Source organism: Paractinoplanes globisporus DSM 43857 (assembly GCF_000379645.1).
In the GTDB taxonomy this organism is placed as follows: Bacteria; Actinomycetota; Actinomycetes; order Mycobacteriales; family Micromonosporaceae; genus Actinoplanes; species Actinoplanes globisporus.
The window spans coordinates 50,320-69,520 of sequence record NZ_KB903323.1 but is presented as its reverse complement, the minus strand read 5'-3'; the positions used below and the strand labels follow the sequence as shown (position 1 = coordinate 69,520).

The window sequence follows — 19,201 nt, the reverse complement described above, 5'->3', positions numbered from 1 at the left end:
CAACCGGCCAAAAAGGGACGAGCCGCCGCGCGCAAACCACGCGACGGCCCGTATATCCGGGTGATCACCCCATATGGGGGTAGCGCCACGCCGTCGGCGGCTCGAAGGTCTCCTTGATCGTGCGCGGGGAGACCCACCGCATGAGGTTCAGCACCGAGCCGGCCTTGTCGTTGGTGCCGCTCCCCCGGGCCCCGCCGAACGGTTGCTGGCCGACCACGGCTCCGGTCGGTTTGTCGTTGATGTAGAAGTTGCCGGCCGCGTAGCGCAGCACCTCCTGCGCCCGGTCGATCGCCGCCCGGTCGGTCGCGAAGATGGAACCGGTGAGCGCGTAATCGGCGATCGACTCGGCCTGGGCCATCGCCGGCTCGAACTCGTCGTCCGCGTAGACGTGCACCGCGAGGATCGGGCCGAAGAACTCGGTGCGGAACACCTCGTTGGTCGGGTCGGTCGACTCCACAAGCGTCGGGGCGACGAACCAGCCCTCGCTGTCGTCGGCCGTCCCGCCGGCCAGCACGGTGCAGGACGCGCTGTTCTTGATCCGGTCGAGGGCGCCGGCCAGCTTCGCGAACGACCGGCCGTCGATCACGGCGCCGCCGAAGACCGAAAGGTCGGTCACATCCCCGTACGCAATCGAAGAAACGGAGGCCGCGAGCCGGTCGCGGAGGCCGCCACCCTCCCAGAGGCTCCGCGGGACGTAGGCCCGCGAGGCCGCGCTGCATTTCTGGCCCTGGTACTCGAACGCGCCACGCACCAGCGCGGTGTGCAGCGCCTCGAGATCGGCGCTCGGGTGCGCGAAGACGAAGTCCTTGCCGCCGGTCTCGCCGACCAGCCTCGGGTACGACCGGAAACGGTCGAGGTTCGCGCCCACCTCGCGCCACAGTGTGCGGAACGTGGCGGTGGAGCCGGTGAAGTGGATGCCGGCCAGGTCCGGATCGGCCAGTGCCACCTCGGACACCGCGAGTCCGTCCCCGGTCACCATGTTGATCACGCCGGGCGGCAGGCCCGCGGCCTCGAACAGGCGCATCGTGAAATGCGCCGCGAACTGCTGGGTCGGCGACGGCTTCCACACCACCGTGTTGCCCATCAGCGCGGGCGCGGACGGGAGGTTCCCGGCGATCGCGGTGAAGTTGAACGGGGTGATCGCCAGGACGAAGCCCTCGAGCGGCCGATGGTCGAACCGGTTCCACACGCCGGGCGCCGACTGCGGCTGCTCGGCCAGCAGCCGCTCGCCGAAGGCCACGTTGAACCGCAGGAAGTCGATCAGCTCGCAGGCCGCGTCGATCTCGGCCTGGTAGCAGGACTTCGACTGACCCAGGATCGTGGCCGCGTTCAGCGTGTCCCGCCAGCCGCCGGCCAGCAGCTCGGCGGCGCGCAGGAAGACCGCGGCGCGCTCGGCGAACGGCAGCGCCCGCCAGGCCGGCGCGGCCTTCTTCGCCGCCTCGACCGCCTTGCTCGCGTCGGCCCGGGACGCGTTGCCGGTCGTGCCCAGCGGCACATGCCGGCGGTGGGGCTGCACAACGGCGATCTCCGGGCCGGACGCCATCCGCTGCACGCCGCCGATCGTCATGGTCAGGTCGGGCCGGGCCCCGCGCAGGTCGGCGATCCGGGCCTCCAGCGAGGCCCGTCCGGGTGTCCCGGGTCGATAGTCGCGAACCGGCTCGTTGCGCGGGACGGGCACGGCAAGCTGGGCGTCCATGTGGCACTCCTCGACGTGGTGGTCTGCTGAGTAGATCCGCCCGCCGGGGTCGCCGGGGCCGGAATCCTCATCCTCGCACCGGGGTCGGGCCGTGGGCGCCTCGCCGCGTACCCTGAGCCCCATGAGTGCCCAGGACACGACTCCGGACGCCGAGCGGTCCTCGTCGAACGGTCTCCTCCTCGCGCTCGCCGCGCTGATCTGGATGGCCGCCATGCTCTGGTCGGCCCGCGCCACCATCACCGGCCGGGGCGACGCCGAGATGGAGGTGACCTCGACGGCGTACGCGCTGCCCGGCGCGGTCACCGCGTCGCTGGCCACGGGCGCCGCCGTCGGGCTCGCAGTGATCACGCTGCTCACCCGCCGCCGCGACGTCGGCTCGACGCTGCGGTTCGCGGTCGCCACCGGCACCGGGCTGGTGCTCGGCCTGCTCGGCGCCCTCACGATCATCACGATCAACACCGACGGCTGGATCTACGCGGTCGTCGGCGGCACGATCGCGGCGGCCGCCACGATCGGCGGCGCCCTGGCCGGTTTCCGCCGGCCTCGGGTGCTGGCCGCGGTCTGCTGGGCGGCGATCGGGGTGTTCCTGGTCGGCTTCGTGCTCAACGTCTTCCAGGACCCGGTGCTCAAGGCGCTCGGCTCGGGCGACACCGACGTGTCGCAGACGAACGCCGCGAACTGGTTCACCTTCCTGCAGGCGTTCCTCTCCGGCTTGGCCGCCGGCCTCATCGCGTACGCGGTACTGCGCCGCGGCCGCCGACGCGCGCCGGGCGCCGAGGTGGCCTGGCCGTTCTACGCGCTCGCGGGCGCCGGCCCCGGCCTGCTGCTCGTGGTCGGCGAGGCGCTGACCCGCACGGCCGGGTCGCGGGTGCTGGAGCTGGCGGGCAAGGTGAGCGAGCTCGAGCTGGTGGTCCAGCAGATGCTCAGCGGCGCGCGGTTCAACAGTGCCCTGATCGTCCTGTTCGTCGGCGCGATCAGCGCGACGATCGCGATCGGCCGCACGATCCGCCCGGCCACCGAGGCCGAGGAGGAGGAACCGCCCGCCCCCGCGAAAAAGGCCCCCGCCGCGAAAAAGGCCGCTCCCGCCAAAAAGGCCACCCCGGCGAAAAAGTAGCCGTCAGGTCAGGGCGTCGAGTTCGGAGACCGCGTACCACTCCAGCTCGTGGTCCTCGGCGCCGTCGACCGTGAACTGAGCGTCCGGGTCGCCGGCCAGCGCCTCCTCGACCACATCAGCCGCCGCCGCCACCTGCTCGGCCGCGTCGGCGCCGTCCACGTGGATCGACGCCACCTCGGTGAGCGACACCGGCTGCGGCAGCCGCACCGTGCTCGACCCGAGCTCGACGTCCTCCCGCACCAGCGAGCCGAGCGGCACGTCCGCCGAGATCACCACCCGCCGCCGGGGCGCCGCCGGATCGTGCCGCAGCAGCTGCAGCGCGCCCTGGGCGGCCCGGGTGAAGGCGACGTACTCCAGCTCCTCCTCGTCGCCCTCCGCGTACCACTCGCGCAGCGCCGGGGTGACCGCGTGGGCGACCATCCCGTCACCGCCGAGCTTTCCGGAGGCGCGCAGGGCCGCGAGCATCGGCACGGTGGCCGGCACGTAGACCCGGACCAACTCGGTGATCGGCACGTCTCCTCCTGGATTGGGACCGTCCCCGTAGTACACCGCCACCGCGGCGCAAGGAAGGCCCATTCCACCAGTCGTGTCCCGATCGTGCCGCGCCGGGGTTTCAGCAGCCGCAGGCCGGTCCGGACAACCCCGCGACGGGGGCGGTGAGCGGGTCGGTGTCGGCCACAACCTCACCTTCCCGCGTACGCGTGGGAAGCCCCTCCCGGACCCAGTACTCGACGCCGCCGATCATCTCCTTCACCGAGTACCCGGCGAGCGCGAACGCCAGCGCCGCCCGGGTGGCGCCGTTGCACCCCGGACCCCAGCAGTAGGTGACCACCGGAACCGCCGGGTCGAGCAGCTCGGCGGCCCGCGCCCCGATCTCGGCCGTCGGCAGGTGGATCGCCCCCGGGATGTGACCCTGCTCCCAGGCCGCCCGGCTCCGCGAGTCGACGAGCACGAAGCCCGGCACGGCCTCGAGCAGGCCCGCCCGCACGTCGGACACATCGGTCTGGAAGTCAAGTCTCGCCGCGAAGAAGGCGGCCGCCCGCCCCGGCTCGTTCCGCGTGGCCGGACCCACGTTGTGGCTGGTCAGAGCAGATGTGATCGTCATGGACACGACGCTACGGAAGCCGCAAAGTGCAGAACATGCCCATTCCACGGCAGCTTTGACCTGTCACCGAGGAAAGCCCGGTACATTGCCGCCATGACCGTGGACTCCGCCCTCGACCGCACGGATTGGCGCCTGCTCGCCGAGCTGCAGCGCGACGGCCGCGCCACCTTCGCCGAGCTGGCGAGGGCCGTCGCCATGTCCGCCAGCGCCGTCGCCGAGCGCATCCGCCGCCTCGAGGAGGCCGGGGTGATCGCGGGTTACCAGGCCACCATCAACCCCGAGCGGGTCGGCCTCACGGTGATGGCCTTCGTCCGCCTCCGCTACCCCACCGGCAACTACCGCCCGTTCCACGCGATGCTCGACTCCACCCCCGAGATCGTCGAGGCGCACCACGTGACGGGTGAGGACTGCTTCGTCCTGAAGGTGCTGGCCCGCTCGATGCGCCACCTCGAGGAGGTGACCGGCCGCATCTCCGGCCTCGGCCCGGTGACCACGAGCGTCGTGTACTCCAGCCCGCTCTCGGCCCGCTCGATCGCCGACCCCACCCCGGCGCCCTAGAGCCGGGCCGCTCGGAGGGCCCGAGACGCCCGCCGCCTCCAGTGCACGGTGGGCGCCTCGGGGGCTAGATGAGGCGCAGAATCGTCGCGCACCACGCCTGCTGATGCAACTCCATGCGGAGGGCCATGGCCCAGGTGCGCTCCCCGGTCACGAGCGCCACGGCCGCCTCGACCGCGCCCGGCCGGGGCTCGCACAGTCGAAGCCGGATCACCGCCACGGGTGACGGGCGCCGCGGCTGGCGCCGGCCGGGGTGCTGGGCGGCGCGGCGCAGCTCGGCCACCCGGCGGGCGCCGACCAGGGCCTGGGTGACCACCGCCCCGGCGTCGGCCGGGACCGAGACGTGCCTCAGGTGGGCCGGTGGGCGATGACCGTTGAGCACCTCGACACAGAGCCGGACGAAGCGGTGCACCGCCAGTTTCGCGTCGTGCGACGCGCCCGCGACCACCGACCGTTGAGCGGAGACCGCCACCGCCGCACCCCCGAATACCCTCGCGGGAGGCTCGGCGGCCCGCCGCAGCGCGGCCGGCGACCAGTCGAGGGCGATCTGATGAGCCGACGCCCACACCGCGGGCTCGATCTCGTCGTCGAACGGCGGCTCGCACGGCGGCACCCGACGAAGGCTGATCGAGGGCCGGGGCCCGTTCGGAGCGATCTCAACAGTCCGCCTCATCCCGCACCTCGTCCCGTCCCGATGCCGTTCGCTTGCGTTTGCCTTCGTTTGCCTGTGACGGTCATTCTTCCGAGGGCGCGAGCGAGCGGTCAACGTGGCGGTCCAAGACCACCACCGATGCGAGAAGACGCCCAAACCGGGCGTGGGGGCCGGGGCGTGTCACTCGGCGGCATCCCGCTCGGTCAGCGGGTTGGCGAGCACCCATTTCGCGGTCTCGGCGTATTTCTGCTGGATGTACTCCTCCAGCTTGGCCCGCTCGACCCGCCACTGGCCCCGGCCGCCGACCTTGATCGCGGGCAGCTCGCCGCTGCGGACCATGTGGTAGACCTGCGAGTCGGACACGTTCAGCTCGGCGGCCACGTCCGACAGCAGCAGAAACCGCGGTTCCACGCGAGCACCTCCCCGATCCGATCGGCCAAGTTTGCCACCGTTTGCCTTCGACGGCTGCCCGGGGCGTACGGGAAAAGCGGCGCAAGCGAAACGGCCCGCCGGCGAACCGGCGGGCCGTTTCAAGAAACGATCAGGCAGCCCCGGGGGCGCCGTGGCAGCGCTTGTACTTCTTGCCCGAGCCGCAGTAGCAGGGGGCGTTACGCGACGGACCGTTCGACGACTCGGCCTGCCCCGAGGTGGAGCGGCCGCGCCCGCGGGAGGCCGGCGTGTGCGCCGGAGAGGCCGGCACCGGCGACCCGCCCGGCCCGATGCCCAGGGCCGGAGCCTCCGGCTGCTGGATGACCGGTGAGCCGTCGCCCGCCGCGCCGTCGATCGCGGGCGCCGTGTACTGCAGGTTCTGCGGACGGCGACCGCCGCCCAGGCCCTTGGCCCGCACCTCGACCCGGTCGGTGTCGGTCATGTTGTCGTCGCCGGGAGCGCCCACCGCGGACAGCGGAACGGCCTTGCTCGGGTCGACCGTGACGGACGGCGCCTCCTCGACCTGGACCTCGAGGTTGAAGACGAACCCGGCCGCCTCCTCCTTGATGCCCTCCATCATCTGGTTGAACATGTCGAAGCCCTCGCGCTGGTACTCCACCACGGGGTCGCGCTGGGCGTAGGCCCGCAGGCTGATGCCCTCCTGGAGGTAGTCCATCTCGTAGAGGTGCTCGCGCCATTTCCGGTCGATGACCGCGAGCAGCACCTGCCGCTCGAGCTCGCGCAGCGCCTCGGTGCCCAGCTCTTCCTCGCGGGTCGCGTAGGCCGCCGCGGCGTCGTCCTTGAGCTGCTGGGTGAGGTATTCCTGGTCGAGCGTGTTCCGCTCGCCGCCGGACTCCTCGACCACGTCGTCGATGGTGAGGGCGACCGGGTAGAGGCGGCGCAGGTTGGTCCAGAGCTGCTCGAGGTCCCAGTCCTCCGCGTACCCGTCGGAGGTCGCGGCGAGCACGTAGTCGCCGACCACGTCGTCGATCATGTTCTTGATCTGCTCGTGCATGTCCTCGCCGTCGAGGACCCTGCGGCGCTCGGCGTAGATGACCTGGCGCTGCTTGTTGAGGACCTCGTCGTACTTGAGGACGTTCTTGCGGATCTCGGCGTTCTGGCCCTCGATCTGGGTCTGCGCGCTGCGGATCTGCCGGGTCACCATCTTGGACTCGATCGGCACGTCCTCGGGGATGTTGAAGCGGTCCATGACCGCCTCGACCGCGCCGGCCCGGAACCGCTTCATCAGGTCGTCCTGCAGGGACAGGTAGAACCGGGACTCGCCCGGGTCGCCCTGCCGGCCGGAGCGGCCGCGGAGCTGGTTGTCGATGCGGCGGGAGTCGTGCCGCTCGGTGCCGAGCACGTAGAGCCCGCCGGCCGCGATCACCTCCTCGGCCTCCGTGTCGCAGGCCTCCTTCCACGCGGGAAGGACCTCCTCCAGAGCCTTCGCGTACTCGTCCGGGCTCTCCATCGGGTCGAGCCCGCGCTGGTGCAGCTCGGACGAGGCGAGGAACTCGGGGTTGCCGCCGAGCAGGATGTCGGTGCCACGACCGGCCATGTTCGTCGCGACGGTGACGCCGCCCTTGCGGCCGGCCTGCGCGATGATCGTGGCTTCCTGGGCGTGGAACTTCGCGTTCAGCACGCTGTGCGGGATGCCGCGGCGGCGCAGCAGGTGCGAAAGGATCTCGGAGTTTTCCACCGAGACGGTGCCGACGAGGACGGGCTGGCCGGTGGCGTGCCGCTCGGCGATGTCCTCGATGACGGCGTTGAACTTCGCCTTTTCCGTCTTGTAGATGACGTCGGGGTGGTCGATGCGGATCATCGGCCGGTGGGTCGGGATGGTCACGACGCCGACCTTGTAGACCTTGTTGAACTCGCCGGCCTCGGTCTGCGCCGTACCGGTCATGCCGCCGAGCTTCTCGTACAGGCGGAAGTAGTTCTGCAGGGTGATGGTCGCCAGGGTCTGGTTCTCCTGCTTGACCTCGACACCCTCCTTGGCCTCGATGGCCTGGTGCATGCCCTCGTTGTAGCGGCGGCCGTGCAGGATGCGGCCGGTGAACTCGTCGACGATGAGGACCTCGCCACTTTCGTTGACGATGTAGTCCTTGTCCCGCTTGTAGAGCTCCTTGGCCTTGATGGCGTTGTTCAGGTAGCCGACCAGCGGGGTGTTCACCGATTCGTACAGGTTGTCGATGCCGAGGCGGTCCTCCACCCGGGAGACGCCGCGCTCGGTGACGGCGACGGTGCGCTTGGCCTCGTCGACCTCGTAGTCGCCCTCGCCGTCCTTGCCCTTCTGCAGGCGGGCGACGATCCCGGAGAACTCCGAGTACCACCGGGCGGAGTGCTCGGCCGGACCGGAGATGATCAGCGGGGTCCGGGCCTCGTCGATCAGGATCGAGTCGACCTCGTCGACGATCGCGAAGTTGTGGCCACGCTGGACCAGCTCGTCCTTCGACCAGGCCATGTTGTCACGCAGGTAGTCGAAACCGAACTCGTTGTTCGTCCCGTACGTGATGTCGCACTCGTAGGCCGCGCGGTGCTCGGCGGAGGGCCGGTTGGGCAGGATCACGCCCACGGTGAGGCCGAGGAACACGTGAATCTGGCCCACCCACTCGGCGTCGCGCTGGGCGAGGTAGTCGTTCACCGTGATGATGTGCACGCCCTTGCCGCTCAACGCGTTGAGGTAGGCCGGGAACACGCCGGTCAGGGTCTTGCCCTCACCGGTTTTCATCTCGGGAATGTTGCCGAAGTGCAGGGCGGCGCCGCCCATGAGCTGCACGTCGAACGCCCGCTGGCCGAGCACCCGCTTGGCGCCTTCCCGGGCGACGGCGAACGCCTCGGGGAGCAGCGAGTCGAGCGACTCGCCGTCCTCGTACCGTTCCTTGAACTGCTGGGTGCACTCCCGCAACTCGTCGTCGGTCAGGTCGACGTAGTCTTCCTCGATCGAATTGACCGCATCAGCGATCGCCTTGAGCCGGCGCACCATGCGGCCTTCGCCGGCACGTAGGACCTTTTCCAATATCGACACGGGTCAGCGCTCCCCTAGACAGTCTGCCGAACCATCGTAGGCACCCTCCGTCGGAACCTGTGACCCGAGCCTCCGGTTAACCGCACAAAGGGGACGAAAGGCGGCATCGCGTTCGCTCTCGGCGCAGCAAATCCGGCAGGATTACCTCGAAACGGCAACATCAACAGGAGGATTCTTGAGCCCCGCGGAGATCAACGGAACCGGGGTGCGTCTTAGGGCATATCGCCCCGACGACGCCGAGGCGGTCGCCGCCGGATACGACGACCCGCTCAGCCACCGCTTTCTTCCACCGCTTCCGTCGCCGTTCACGCTGGCCCACGCCGAGCGCTTCCTCAGCGAGGGGGTCGGCGCGATCTTCGCGGACGGCGGCGCGGCGTACGCGATCGCCGACCCGGACACCGACGACCTGCTCGGCGGGATCGGCTTCGACAAGGTCGTGCCGAGTCGCGGCCAGGCCGAGATCGGTTACTGGGTGGGACCCTGGGCGCGCGGCCGGGGAGTGGCCACCGCCGCCGTGCGGGCGCTGAGCGGGCACGCTCTGGACGCCGGCCTGCACCGGCTCGAGCTGCTCACGCACTGGGACAACCCGGCGAGCATGCGGGTCGCGCTGGCGGCCGGCTTCCGCCGCGAGGGGGTACGCCGGGAGGCGCTGCCCAACCGCGACGGCGGGCGCGACGACCTGGTGGTGTTCGTCCGCATCGCCGGGGACCCGGACGAGCCGGCCCCGCGCCCGCTGCCCGACCTGCCCGCCGGCGAGCTCACCGACGGCGTGGTCACGCTGCGCCCGCTCGGGCCGGACGACTTCGACTTCCTCTTCGCGCTGCACAACCTGCCCGAGGTGTGGCAGACCAGCGTGCCCGCGGTGCCACCGGGCGCCGACGACGTGCGCCGGCGCTGCACCCGGGCCGCGGCGCACTGGCTGGAGGGCACCCGGGCCGACCTGGTCATCACCGAGGCCGCGACCGGCACGCCGGCCGGCGACATCGGGCTGTTCTACCAGGAGCCGGCCACCGGGCAGGGCATGATCGGCTACAGCATGCTGCCGGCGTTCCGCGGGCGCGGCTTCGCGACCCGGGCCGCCCAGCTGCTGTCGCTGTGGGCGTTCGCCGAGACCGACATCGCCCGCCTCATCGCGGGCACGCTGCCGACGAACGTGGGCTCGCAGCGGGTGCTGGAGAAGGCGGGTTTCCACCGGGAGGCGTACCTGAGGTCACGCCTGCCCGGCCCGGACGGCACCCGCCAGGACGACGTCCAGTTCGTCCTGTTGGCCGAGGACCTTCTCGCGGAAGGCCCCCGGCTTGACGGCTAGCGGGTCAGGCGGTCCCCTCTAGCGACAGAATGCCGTAGTCATACCCGCGCCGCCGGTAGACGACGCTGGGACGGCCGCTCTCCTTGTCGAGGAAGAGATAGAAGTCGTGGCCGACGAGCTCCATCTGGAAGAGCGCGTCGTCGACGGTCATCGGGTCGGCGGGGTGTTCTTTCTCCCGCACGATGCGCCACGGCTGGTCCTCGCCGTGCTCGGCCAGGACGCTCGTGGTGAGGGATGACGACTCCTCGGCCGTCTGGGCGAGGCTGAGGTCGGTGGGCAGGCCGGCGGTAGCGGCCGCCACCGATACGGGCGCGTGCCGCCCGCGGTGGACCCGGCGTCGGTCGGCCGAGCGGCGCAACCGTCCGTCGAGCTTGGTGATGGCGAAGTCCAGGGCGGCGTAGAAGTCCTTGGCGCAGGCCTCGGCGCGTACGACCGGGCCTCTCGTCATGACGGTGATCTCGACCCGCTGGCATGTGTCGGACTGGCGTGGATTGCGCTCGTGGAACAGCTCCACATCGGCCCGGATCAGTTTCTGGTCGTAACGCTCGACCTTGCTCAGCTTGTCGGCTACGTGTTCCCGGTAGTGATCGGGAACCTCCACGTTTCGGCCCTTGACGACAATGTCCACTCGTGACCTCCCCCAACGTGTTTGTTCTGCGGGCGCCCGGACGGCGTCGGTTGCCGGGGGGCGCCGAACTGCGACGCGGTTGCTGGTTACGGTGACGCCGGTGCGGTGCGCACCTTGCGTGACCGATCGCGAATGAGACGACTCCTTTCCGGTGGCGGACAGCTACGCGCTCTCCCGGTGGGCGGGTAAGCGATGACGCTTACCCTCGTCACCAAGACGCTAACGTGCCGATGCTCCCGCGTCACCCCTCGTTTCGGATAGCTGATCGCTGAGGTTCCGCCTTTTCGGTACCCGTGGGCGGTAATCATGCGAAACCGCTCTCCGCAACTGGGTGGCGGCCAGCACCGCGGCGCCCGCGACCTGCATGTCCGCCTCCTCGAGACGACGTCTTACCACGGCCAGGGTGGCCCCGGTCGTGACGATGTCGTCCACCACCACCAGCGTGCCCTTGATCGGCGCCGGCTGCCGGGAAAACCCGATTCGCCGGGAGCGGATTCGCAGCGAACTCTCAGCTGCCGCACGGCGTTGGGTGACGGTCAGTGACGCGGAGTCGGGTCGCGGTAACGCTTCGAGCGGCCGGGCCACGTCAGCCTCCCAGCCCGCGGCGCGCAGCCGGCGCACCGCCTGTGTGGCCAGCCGGGCCAGGTGGTCGCCGTGCCGCTCGCGGGCCGCGGCGGCGGTGGAGGGCACCGGGACCAGCGTGACCGGACGGCGGGGCGGGGCGAGCGCCACCACCGCCGTGGCGAGCAGCGCCCCGAGCGGCTGAGCGAGCCGGTGCCGGGCCCTTTCCTTGTACGCGAGCAGGACGCCCCGCAAGGGCCCCTCATACGCCCCTACGGCGACGCAGGCGGGAAACCGGGGTGGCGGTGGGGAGGGCGCCGTCCGGAACGGCCGGAGCGCCTCCAGGAGGGTCGCGCAGTCCCCGCACACCGCGTTCCGGAGCGGAACCCGCTCGGCGTCGCATCCCGCGCAGGCGGCGGGCAGCACCAGGTCGGCAAGATCACCGAGCAGTCCGGGCATCGGTCAGTCTCGGTGTCGGTCTCAGTAGAGGAAGAACGGCGCGGTCGGGTTCACCCCGGCCTGCGGGCTCGCGGGCGGCCCGGCCAGGTCGCCGACCGTGATCTTCACCGGCTCGCCGAGCACGTCCCACGCGTCGCCGGCCGCCTCGTAGGTCTCCGTGTCGGCGTTCTCCCCGCGGGTCAGCGGGTTCGACGGGTACGCCGTGAGGTACGTGACCGCCTCCTTGCCGATGTCGTCGAGGCGGCCGTAGGGCACCGCGCCGTCGACCGACACGTCCAGCACCGCGTACCGCTGGCCGTCGTCGCGCAGGCCGGCCACCGCGAGGTAGGTCTCGCTGCTCCAGGCCACCGCGGTGACCTTGCTGAGCGTCGGTGGGTAGAGCCGCTCGGGGGTGCTGATCGTGATGTCGTCGCCGCCGGTCTCGAGGGTCGCGCGGTAGAGCCTGCCGCCGGCGACGAGGGCCACGCGGTAGCCGTCCGGGGCGACCGAGATGGCCTGGATCGGGCCCGGGTCGGTCTGCCAGTCGACCAGCTTGACCGCCGACCCATCGGGGGCGAACGTGTACAGCCGGTTGTTCACCGTGATCAGACCGACCGCGCCGAGCGGGTCGTTGTCGGCGGTGACCGACCAGACCGGCCGCCCGAGCGTGCCGGAGAGCCCACGGACGTCCTTGAGGGCGGCCTGCTCGCCGGTGGGCGCGACCGCGACTCGCAGCTTGGCGTTCTTGCCCGAGCCGGTGACCACGGCCGCGAACGTGTGCGTGCTGGAGGCGCTCATCGCGGCCGCGGTGATGCCCTTGTTGTCCTCCGGTTTCAGCACCGGAATCGGCTCGGCCTGCGTCGTCTTGGCGATCCGGCGGATCACCCCGTTGTAGACGGCGAACCGCTCCGGCTGGCTGGCCAGCCGGTAGGCGGGGTTGCTGCTGCGGTAGTCGGTTTCGGAGTAGCGGGCCGCCTCCTGCTTGCCGATCTTCAGCTCGAGCGTCTGCTGCACGTCACCGGGTTTCTGCAGCGACCACTGGAACTGCCGGCGCAGCCGGTCCAACGCCTTGGCGTCGCCGGCGGGCACGGCGGGGCCGCCGAGCGTGACGCTGAGCGTGTTGTTCGTGGCCGCGGGCACGATCTCCGGCGCCGTCGTGCCGTCCGGTAGACCGTGTGCCACGTAGCCGAGCCAGCTTGCCGGGCCACTGACCAGCCAGGACACGATCGTGGTGGGACGCTGGGTGCTCGGCAGGTCGCGCGGCATGTAGCGCAGGTCGGGGATCAGCGCGGTGTTCTCGTTGTTCCAGAAGTAGATCGTGCGGCGCTCGTAGTAGTTGTTGAGCGCGGTGTCGGTGAGCAGCAGCGTGTGCGGCGGCGTCTCGAGGATGAAGTAGCCCTGCTGGCCGGCGACCCGGCCCACCTTGACCGTGTACTCGCTGATGACGGGATTGGCCTCGGGGTTCGGTTCCAGCGAGCCGTTGCCCTTGAGGAGGCCGATCACCTGGGCGTTGAAGGTGATCTCCGGATCGTCCGGGGTGTTCTGGAGCGGATCACCCTTGAGCCGGATCACCTTGACGTCGGGGACGTCGGGGCCGGCCTCGAAGCCCGCCCGCGCCCCGGGCGCGAGGAACGCCTTGACGCGGGTGAGCTCGGTTTCGGGGTCGCCGGCCGCGGCCTCCAGGTAGTACCTCAGCAGCTGGAGCGGGTCGTTGGCGGACTCGCGCGTGTTCGGCACGGCGGGGATGGTGTCGTCGCGGGCCCCGGTGCCGCCGGACGGGCCGGCGCCGACCACGGTCACCCGGGTCTCGTCGGGGATGCCGCAGCCGCCCAGCAGCAGCGCGGCGACAACGGCGACGGTCAGCAGGCGACGCATCAGAGCACCTCGGCCGTCTCGTCGGCGGCGGTCTCGGCGACGGCCGGCGCCTCGATCGCGGGGCTCTGCTCGATGACCAGGTCGCGGTCGCGCGGTATCAGCGGCAGCGGCGCGGTGAGCAGCCGGTCGCCGGCCCGCACCGGCAGGGTGAGCCGGAACTGGGCGCCCTCGCCGGGCGCGCCCCACGCCTCGAGCCAGCCGCCGTGCAGGCGGGCGTCCTCGGCGCTGATCGACAGGCCGAGCCCGGTGCCGCCGGTCTGCCGGGCCCGGGACGGGTCGGCGCGCCAGAACCGGTTGAAGACCAGCCGCTCCTCCCCCGGCTTGAGGCCGATGCCGTGGTCGCGCACGGTGATCGCGACGGCCGCGTCGTCACACGCGAGGGTGACCCGCACGGGACGGCCCTCGCCGTGCTCGACCGCGTTGCCGACCAGGTTGCGCAGCACCCGCTCGACCCGGCGCGGGTCGACCTCGGCGATCACCGGGGTCTCGGGCACGCGCAGCTCGATCTCGACCCCGACCCGGTCGGCGAGACCGGCCAGCCGATCGGCGACCCGCTCCACGATCGGCACCAGGTCGGCGTGCTCGGCGTCGAGCGCCGCGAAGCCGGCGTCGAAGCGGCTGATCTCGAGCAGGTCGGTGAGCAGGCTCTCGAACCGGTCGAGCTCGGCCTGCAGCAGCTCGGCACTGCGGGCCACGGCCGGGTCGAACTCCTCGCGCTCCGAGAAGATCAGGTCGGCGGCCATACGGACGGTGGTGAGCGGGGTACGCAGCTCGTGCGACACGTCGGAGGTGAACCGGCGCTGGAGGCGGGACATCTCCTCGAGGCGGACGATCTGCCGCTGGAGGTTGGCCGCCATCTGGTTGAAGGACGCGGCCAGGAGGGCCAAGTCGTCCTCGCCGTCGACCCGCATGCGCTGGTCGAGCAGGCCGGCCGACAGACGCTGGGCGGTACGGGCCGCGTCCCGCACGGGCAGCACCACGAGGCGGGTGACCAGACCGGCCACGATGCCCAGCAGGATGACCAGGGCGAGGCCGGTGACCAGTACGGTCGTCCGGATCTGGTTGGCCGCGCTGTCCTCGGTGGTCAGCGGGACCATGTAGTAGAGCTCGACGTGGCCGAAGCCGGTCGGCAGGGGCGAGCCGTACACCAGGTATTTGATCCGCTTGCCACCGACCGTCGCGGTGCGGACCTGCTGGGCGATCTGCCCGTCGTGGGCGACCGACTTGATCATGTCGGGGGTGATGAGCTCGCCGGTGTTCACCTTCGCCGAGATCACCGGGTCGAGACTGGTGTACAGGTCGGCGCGCATCGCCACGATCGAGCCGCCGGACTCGGCGGTGTCGTCGTCGGCCAGCGCGTTCAGCGTGAGGTTGCGCATGGCCTGCGGCAGTTTCGGGTCGCGGGACTGCAGATAGATGCTGAGCTGGGACGACGCGTACTTCGTCTTCTCGTACAGCGAGGACTGCACCTCGTCCTGCGCGCGGTTGAGCAGGATGCGGGCGCTGTTCTGCGCGACGAAGAACCCGAACGCGCCGACCAGCACACTGGACGCGACCAGGGTGAGCGCCACGATGCGCAGCTGCAGCGAGCGCCGCCACTGCCGCCGGGCCGGGGCCGACCAGTGCTCGAAGCGGCGCCCGAGCACACGCGAGTATCGCCGCAGCACCCTCAGGGCGCGGCGGACGGGCATCGGGAGCCAGGCAGGTGCACGCATCTCGCGGGCAAGGTTAGCCGCTCGTGGCGATCACCCGGTGCCGGCCTTGTCGCCGATCACCCCGTGCCGGCCTTGTAGCCGACCCCCCGGACGGTCAGGATGATCTCGGGGCGTTCGGGATCTGGCTCGATCTTGGCGCGCAGCCGCTGGACGTGCACGTTCACCAGCCGGGTATCGGCGGCGTGCCGGTAACCCCAGACCTGCTCGAGCAACACCTCGCGGGTGAACACCTGCCGCGGTTTGCGGGCGAGCGCGACCAGCAGGTCGAACTCGAGCGGGGTCAGCTTGACCTCCTCGTCGTCGCGGCTCACGGTATGCGCCGGGACGTCGATGGAGATCTGGTTGCCGGGCGGGCCGATGGTGAGCATCTCCGGCGCCGCGTCCTCGCCCCGGCGCAGGCGCGCGCGCATCCGCGCCACCAGCTCCTTGGGCTTGAACGGCTTGACCACGTAGTCGTCGGCGCCGGACTCGAGACCCAGCACGACGTCGACGGTGTCGCTCTTGGCGGTGAGCATGACGATGGGAATGCCCGACTCGGCCCGAATCGCGCGTGCCACGTCGATGCCGCTCATGCCGGGCAGCATCAGGTCGAGCAGCACGATGTCGGGCCGGCTTTCCCGGAAAGCGGCCAGGGCACGCTCGCCGTCGGCGACGAACGAGGGGAGGAATCCCTCGCTACGCAGGACGATGCCGAGCATCTCGGCCAACGCTGGGTCGTCATCGACGACGAGTACCCGGGCTCTCATGCGGTCCAATATTGCACTGTCCTCCCGAACCCCGCGTACCCCGGTACCGATCTTGTTTCACGGCAGCCTACGCGAAGAGCGCTCGTCCCCAGAAGTCGTCGGGTCCGGTGACCCCGGGCGGGCAGGCGAACAATCCGCTCGAAACGTGCCGGACGTACTCGTTCATGGCGTCGAGTCGGGCCAGATTAGTCTGGATAGGTACGAAATGCGTGCGTGGGTCCCGCTGGTACGCGATGAAGAACAGCCCCGCGTTGAGCCGGCCGAGCCCGTCCGACCCGTCCACGAAGTTGTAACCCCGGCGCAGCAGGTGGGCGCCCTTGTTGGTGTCGGGATGCGCGAGCCGCACGTGCGCGTCCACCGGGATCACCGGGTCGCCCTCTCCGTTCTTGGAGACCAGGTCTATTTCGTCGAACTCCTTGGCCTGCCCGAGCGCCGCGCCCTCGCCCTTCGTACGCCCGATGATGTCCTCCTGCTCACCGAGCGAGGTGCGGTCCCACGTCTCGATCATCATCCGGATCTTCCGGGTGACCACGTAGGCGCCGCCGGTCATCCAGTCCGGCCCGTCGCCCGGCTGCACCCACAGGTTCTGCTTGAGCAGGTCGGTCTCCTCGGCCTTGAGGTTGGCCGTGCCGTCCTTGAAGCCGAACAGGTTGCGCGGCGTGGCCTGCGACGTCGAGGTCGACGAGGTGCGCCCGAAGCCGAGCTGCGACCAGCGAACGCTGACCACGCCCATGCCGATCCGGGCCAGGTTGCGGATGGCGTGCACCGCCACCTGCGGGTCGTTGGCGCAGGCCTGCACGCAGATGTCGCCGCCGGAGATGGCCGGGTCGATCAGATCGCCCGGGAAGTGCGGCAGGTCGGCCAGCGCGGCCGGCTTGCGGGCGGCCAGACCGAAACGGTCCTTGCCGGTCGCGTCGCGGAACAGCGTGGGCCCGAAGCCGATGGTCAGCGTCAGGCCCGAGGCGGGCAGGCCGATCGCCTCGCCGGTGTCGTCCGGCGGGGCCTCGAGGATGCCCTGCGTGGCGCCGATCGAGCCGGCGTCCTTGCCGGCCGTCATCCGGTTGGCCGCATCGGTCCAGTCCTTGAGCAGCTGGACGAGCTGCGCCCGGTCCTTCGTGAGCACGTCGAACGCCACGAAGTGGAGTCTGTCCTGGGCCGGCGTGACAATGCCGGCCTGGACCGCGCCCTGGAAGGGCACCGCGTCGGAGATCGCGTCCGAGGAGACGGTCTTCTCCGGCTTGTCAGCGAAGAACGCGCCGGCGACGGCGGAGGCGCCCACGACTCCGGCCACGCCCGCGCCGGCGAGCCCGATGGCCCGCCGACGGGAAACAGTGTTCTCGGCCATGGCTCCTACTTCTGCGCGATGACGCCGGCGATCTTGCTGATCGGCTCGGCCACCGCGTTGATGACGTCGGACAGACCCTTCAGCTCGGCCTGGGTGAGCTGGTTCTGCAGCTTCCACCCGTCGCCGTCGCGGTACTTCGCCAGCTCGGTGTCGACGTTCGCGAACGCCGTGTCGATCTGCTTGACCAGGGCCGGGTCGCGCTGCTCGAGCGCCGGGCGCAGGGCCGCGACCGCCGCCTGCGAGCCGTCCACGTTGGCCGCGAAGTCCCACAGGTCGGTGTGCGAGTAGCGGTCCTCCTCGCCGGTGATCTTGCTGGTGGCGACCTCGTCGAGCAGTTCCTTGGCGCCGTTGGCCAGCTGCAGCGGGGACAGCTTCTCGTCCTTGGCCTTGGTGACGACCTCCTTGACGTCGGTCACCAGCTGGTCGGCGATCGCGCCGTCCTTGCTGACGTCCTTGGTCACCCACAGGTCCTTCTCCAGCTTGTGGAAGCCGGTGAAGGGCAGCGCGGCGGTCGCGTCGTCCTCGCGGCCGTCGATCTTCGGGTCGAGGTCGCCGAAGATCTCGGCCACCGGCTCGATCCGCTCGTAGTAGGTGCGGGCCACCGGGTACAGCGACTTGGCCTTCTCGATGTCGCCGGCCTTCACCGCGGCGGCGAACTCGGTGGTCTTCTGCACCAGTGCCTCGCTCTGCGAGGTGATGTAGCGGGTGTAGCTCTCGGTTGCCTGCGCCAGCGCGGCGTCCTCGGAGAGCGCGGGCGCCGAGCCGGCCACGGTCAGCGTGTTGCGGATGCCGGTGCCGACCATGCCCGGCTTGCAGGCGGTCTGGTACGTGCCGGCCGGAAGCTCGACGCGCAGCTCGCGCGAGAGGCCCGGGGTGATGTTCTCGACCTCGCCCATCACCCGGTCGCCGGCCGCGTAGACGTAGAACTCGGTGACCTTGGAGCCGGAGTTGGCGACCGCGAAGACGTGGGTGCCGGCGTCGAGCTGACTCTTGGCCACCTCACAGGCCGTGTCGGTGGCCTTCACCGTGATCGGGCCGCTGCCTCCCGCGGCGGAGTCCGACTTGCCGCCGCCACAGGCGGCGACAGCGCTGATCGCGACCAGCGAAACAAACAAGGGGGTGTAACGCACGGGGGGTCTCCTATGCCTGCGGTGCGGGGGTGGGTACCGGTGCGGGTTTACGCACCGGCCAGAGGAAGAGAATGAGGACGGGCACGGCGTACAGGACCCAGGCGATCACCTCGAGCACCGTCGGCTCGGCCGTGACGTTGAACATCCCGGCGAGCAGGGTGGCGTACCAGGTGGACGGGTCGAGCCAGCTCGCCGCGTGATAAGCGATGTCGTTGCCGCCCGGCAGCACGGTCGCCTCCTGCAGCGAGTGCACGCCGTACTTGAAGATGCCGGCCGCGACCAGGATCAGCAGCACGCCGGTCCACCTGAAGAAGACGGTCAGGTTGATCCGGACCGCGGTCGCGTACATCAGGTAGCCGATCGCGACGGCGGTGGCGATCCCGCCGAGCAGCGCGAAGAGCGGTCCGCCGTCCAGGTTGGCGCCCTGCACCGCGGCGTAGAAGATCAGTGACGTCTCGAGCCCCTCGCGGACCACGGCGAGGAACGCCATGAAGCCCACCGCGATCGAGCCGACCGCGAGCGCGTCCTGCAGCTTGTTACGAAGCTCACCGGCGATGCCGCGGGCGGCCCGCCGCATCCAGAAGATCATCCAGGTCACGAAGCAGACGGCCGCGATCGAGGTGATCGCCTCGAACAGCTCCTGCTGCTTGAAGTCCTGCAGAAGGGTGGTCTCGGTGTAGCTGAGCAGCCAGCCGAAGAGGACGGAGATCGCCACCGCGGCGGCGACACCGGCCCAGACCAGCTTCAGGCGATCCTTGCGCTCCGACTTGACCAGGAAGGCGATGAGGATGCTGACCACCAGGGTGGCCTCCAACCCCTCGCGCAATCCGATGAGGTAGGTGGCAAGCATGGCTCTCCGCTCTTGTGCGCCCACG

At 70.6% G+C, this 19,201-nt stretch carries 17 protein-coding genes and 1 pseudogene; 3 read left to right on the top strand and 15 right to left on the bottom strand.

The genetic code is table 11. From position 1 onward, the window contains the following. Positions 1-64: 64 nt before the first annotated feature. Positions 65-1,696: an L-glutamate gamma-semialdehyde dehydrogenase gene (pruA, locus tag A3CQ_RS0135290; RefSeq protein ID WP_020515670.1), complete on the bottom strand. Its 1,632-nt coding sequence runs from the start codon at positions 1,694-1,696 to the stop codon at positions 65-67. Positions 1,697-1,817: 121 nt separating this feature from the next. On the opposite strand from pruA, the gene A3CQ_RS62280 reads away from it, so the two are divergent. Continuing rightward, complete coding sequence (locus tag A3CQ_RS62280; RefSeq protein ID WP_020515669.1) at positions 1,818-2,810, top strand: hypothetical protein; 993 nt, start codon at positions 1,818-1,820, stop codon at positions 2,808-2,810. Positions 2,811-2,813: 3 nt separating this feature from the next. Here A3CQ_RS62280 and A3CQ_RS0135280 read toward each other — a convergent pair whose 3' ends face one another. Together A3CQ_RS0135280 and A3CQ_RS0135275 are read right to left on the bottom strand one after the other, a co-directional pair. Continuing rightward, entirely contained in the window at positions 2,814-3,323 is a 510-nt protein-coding gene (locus A3CQ_RS0135280; protein ID WP_020515668.1) for a DUF6912 family protein, read from the bottom strand. A 100-nt stretch (positions 3,324-3,423) separates the two neighbouring features. Then, complete coding sequence (locus tag A3CQ_RS0135275) at positions 3,424-3,915, bottom strand: rhodanese-like domain-containing protein (RefSeq protein ID WP_026206560.1); 492 nt, start codon at positions 3,913-3,915, stop codon at positions 3,424-3,426. 93 nt (positions 3,916-4,008) lie between these two features. Here A3CQ_RS0135275 and A3CQ_RS0135270 point away from each other — a divergent pair, with 93 nt between their 5' ends. Continuing rightward, positions 4,009-4,473: an Lrp/AsnC family transcriptional regulator gene (locus tag A3CQ_RS0135270; RefSeq protein WP_020515666.1), complete on the top strand. Its 465-nt coding sequence runs from the start codon at positions 4,009-4,011 to the stop codon at positions 4,471-4,473. 64 nt (positions 4,474-4,537) lie between these two features. On the opposite strand, the gene A3CQ_RS0135265 is transcribed toward A3CQ_RS0135270, so the two are convergent. The 4 genes and pseudogenes from A3CQ_RS0135265 to secA all read right to left on the bottom strand — a co-directional run. After that, the gene (locus A3CQ_RS0135265; RefSeq protein WP_063713638.1) at positions 4,538-5,143 is read right to left on the bottom strand and encodes an Rv3235 family protein; all 606 of its coding nucleotides are present in this window, start codon (positions 5,141-5,143) and stop codon (positions 4,538-4,540) included. 159 nt (positions 5,144-5,302) lie between these two features. After that, positions 5,303-5,533 carry a helix-turn-helix transcriptional regulator gene (locus A3CQ_RS0135260; protein ID WP_020515664.1) on the bottom strand — a complete coding sequence of 77 codons (231 nt, stop codon included), beginning with the start codon at positions 5,531-5,533 and terminating at the stop codon, positions 5,303-5,305. Between the two features lie 130 nt (positions 5,534-5,663). Then, positions 5,664-5,993 (bottom strand): SEC-C metal-binding domain-containing protein, encoded by a 330-nt coding sequence (locus tag A3CQ_RS64365; RefSeq protein ID WP_444510683.1) that lies wholly within the window; start codon positions 5,991-5,993, stop codon positions 5,664-5,666. A 65-nt stretch (positions 5,994-6,058) separates the two neighbouring features. Next, positions 6,059-8,579, bottom strand: a pseudogene (gene secA / locus A3CQ_RS0135255) (preprotein translocase subunit SecA); the annotation flags it as partial. 175 nt (positions 8,580-8,754) lie between these two features. On the opposite strand from secA, the gene A3CQ_RS0135250 reads away from it, so the two are divergent. Beyond that, complete coding sequence (locus tag A3CQ_RS0135250; RefSeq protein WP_020515662.1) at positions 8,755-9,888, top strand: GNAT family N-acetyltransferase; 1,134 nt, start codon at positions 8,755-8,757, stop codon at positions 9,886-9,888. Between the two features lie 4 nt (positions 9,889-9,892). Here the strand turns inward: A3CQ_RS0135250 and hpf are convergent, their stop codons facing one another. The 8 genes from hpf to efeU all read right to left on the bottom strand — a co-directional run bounded on the left by hpf (position 9,893) and on the right by efeU (position 19,176). Next, on the bottom strand, positions 9,893-10,516 hold the full coding sequence (gene hpf, locus A3CQ_RS0135245) for a ribosome hibernation-promoting factor, HPF/YfiA family (RefSeq protein WP_020515661.1): 624 nt from the start codon (positions 10,514-10,516) through the stop codon (positions 9,893-9,895). A gap of 219 nt (positions 10,517-10,735) precedes the next feature. Further along, entirely contained in the window at positions 10,736-11,536 is an 801-nt protein-coding gene (locus A3CQ_RS0135240) for a ComF family protein (RefSeq protein ID WP_020515660.1), read from the bottom strand. Positions 11,537-11,557: 21 nt separating this feature from the next. Continuing rightward, complete coding sequence (locus tag A3CQ_RS0135235) at positions 11,558-13,390, bottom strand: LpqB family beta-propeller domain-containing protein (protein WP_020515659.1); 1,833 nt, start codon at positions 13,388-13,390, stop codon at positions 11,558-11,560. Then, a complete protein-coding gene (gene mtrB, locus A3CQ_RS0135230) occupies positions 13,390-15,105 on the bottom strand; it encodes an MtrAB system histidine kinase MtrB (RefSeq protein WP_245577477.1) in 1,716 nt (571 codons plus the stop codon). Before mtrB ends, A3CQ_RS0135235 begins: the two co-directional genes overlap by 1 nt. A 56-nt stretch (positions 15,106-15,161) precedes the next feature. Then, positions 15,162-15,851 carry an MtrAB system response regulator MtrA gene (mtrA, locus tag A3CQ_RS0135225; protein WP_026206558.1) on the bottom strand — a complete coding sequence of 230 codons (690 nt, stop codon included), beginning with the start codon at positions 15,849-15,851 and terminating at the stop codon, positions 15,162-15,164. A 67-nt stretch (positions 15,852-15,918) separates the two neighbouring features. After that, positions 15,919-17,196: an iron uptake transporter deferrochelatase/peroxidase subunit gene (gene efeB, locus A3CQ_RS0135220; protein ID WP_020515656.1), complete on the bottom strand. Its 1,278-nt coding sequence runs from the start codon at positions 17,194-17,196 to the stop codon at positions 15,919-15,921. Between the two features lie 5 nt (positions 17,197-17,201). Beyond that, complete coding sequence (efeO, locus tag A3CQ_RS0135215) at positions 17,202-18,326, bottom strand: iron uptake system protein EfeO (protein ID WP_040433612.1); 1,125 nt, start codon at positions 18,324-18,326, stop codon at positions 17,202-17,204. Between the two features lie 10 nt (positions 18,327-18,336). Beyond that, positions 18,337-19,176, bottom strand: a complete 840-nt coding sequence (gene efeU / locus A3CQ_RS0135210) for an iron uptake transporter permease EfeU (RefSeq protein ID WP_020515654.1) — start codon at positions 19,174-19,176, stop codon at positions 18,337-18,339. Between the last annotated feature and the right edge of the window lie 25 nt (positions 19,177-19,201).

What these genes read in the sequence shown, in the direction of transcription:
- pruA (WP_020515670.1), bottom strand. Translation starts at nt 1,696, where the DNA reads ATGGACGCCCAGCTTGCCGTGCCCGTCCCGCGCAACGAGCCGGTTCGC.
- A3CQ_RS62280 (WP_020515669.1), top strand. Translation starts at nt 1,818, where the DNA reads ATGAGTGCCCAGGACACGACTCCGGACGCCGAGCGGTCCTCGTCGAAC.
- A3CQ_RS0135275 (WP_026206560.1), bottom strand. Translation starts at nt 3,915, where the DNA reads ATGACGATCACATCTGCTCTGACCAGCCACAACGTGGGTCCGGCCACG.
- A3CQ_RS0135270 (WP_020515666.1), top strand. Translation starts at nt 4,009, where the DNA reads ATGACCGTGGACTCCGCCCTCGACCGCACGGATTGGCGCCTGCTCGCC.
- A3CQ_RS0135265 (WP_063713638.1), bottom strand. Translation starts at nt 5,143, where the DNA reads ATGAGGCGGACTGTTGAGATCGCTCCGAACGGGCCCCGGCCCTCGATC.
- A3CQ_RS64365 (WP_444510683.1), bottom strand. Translation starts at nt 5,993, where the DNA reads ATGACCGACACCGACCGGGTCGAGGTGCGGGCCAAGGGCCTGGGCGGC.
- A3CQ_RS0135240 (WP_020515660.1), bottom strand. Translation starts at nt 11,536, where the DNA reads ATGCCCGGACTGCTCGGTGATCTTGCCGACCTGGTGCTGCCCGCCGCC.
- A3CQ_RS0135235 (WP_020515659.1), bottom strand. Translation starts at nt 13,390, where the DNA reads ATGCGTCGCCTGCTGACCGTCGCCGTTGTCGCCGCGCTGCTGCTGGGC.
- mtrB (WP_245577477.1), bottom strand. Translation starts at nt 15,105, where the DNA reads ATGCGTGCACCTGCCTGGCTCCCGATGCCCGTCCGCCGCGCCCTGAGG.
- mtrA (WP_026206558.1), bottom strand. Translation starts at nt 15,851, where the DNA reads ATGAGAGCCCGGGTACTCGTCGTCGATGACGACCCAGCGTTGGCCGAG.
- efeB (WP_020515656.1), bottom strand. Translation starts at nt 17,196, where the DNA reads ATGGCCGAGAACACTGTTTCCCGTCGGCGGGCCATCGGGCTCGCCGGC.
- efeU (WP_020515654.1), bottom strand. Translation starts at nt 19,176, where the DNA reads ATGCTTGCCACCTACCTCATCGGATTGCGCGAGGGGTTGGAGGCCACC.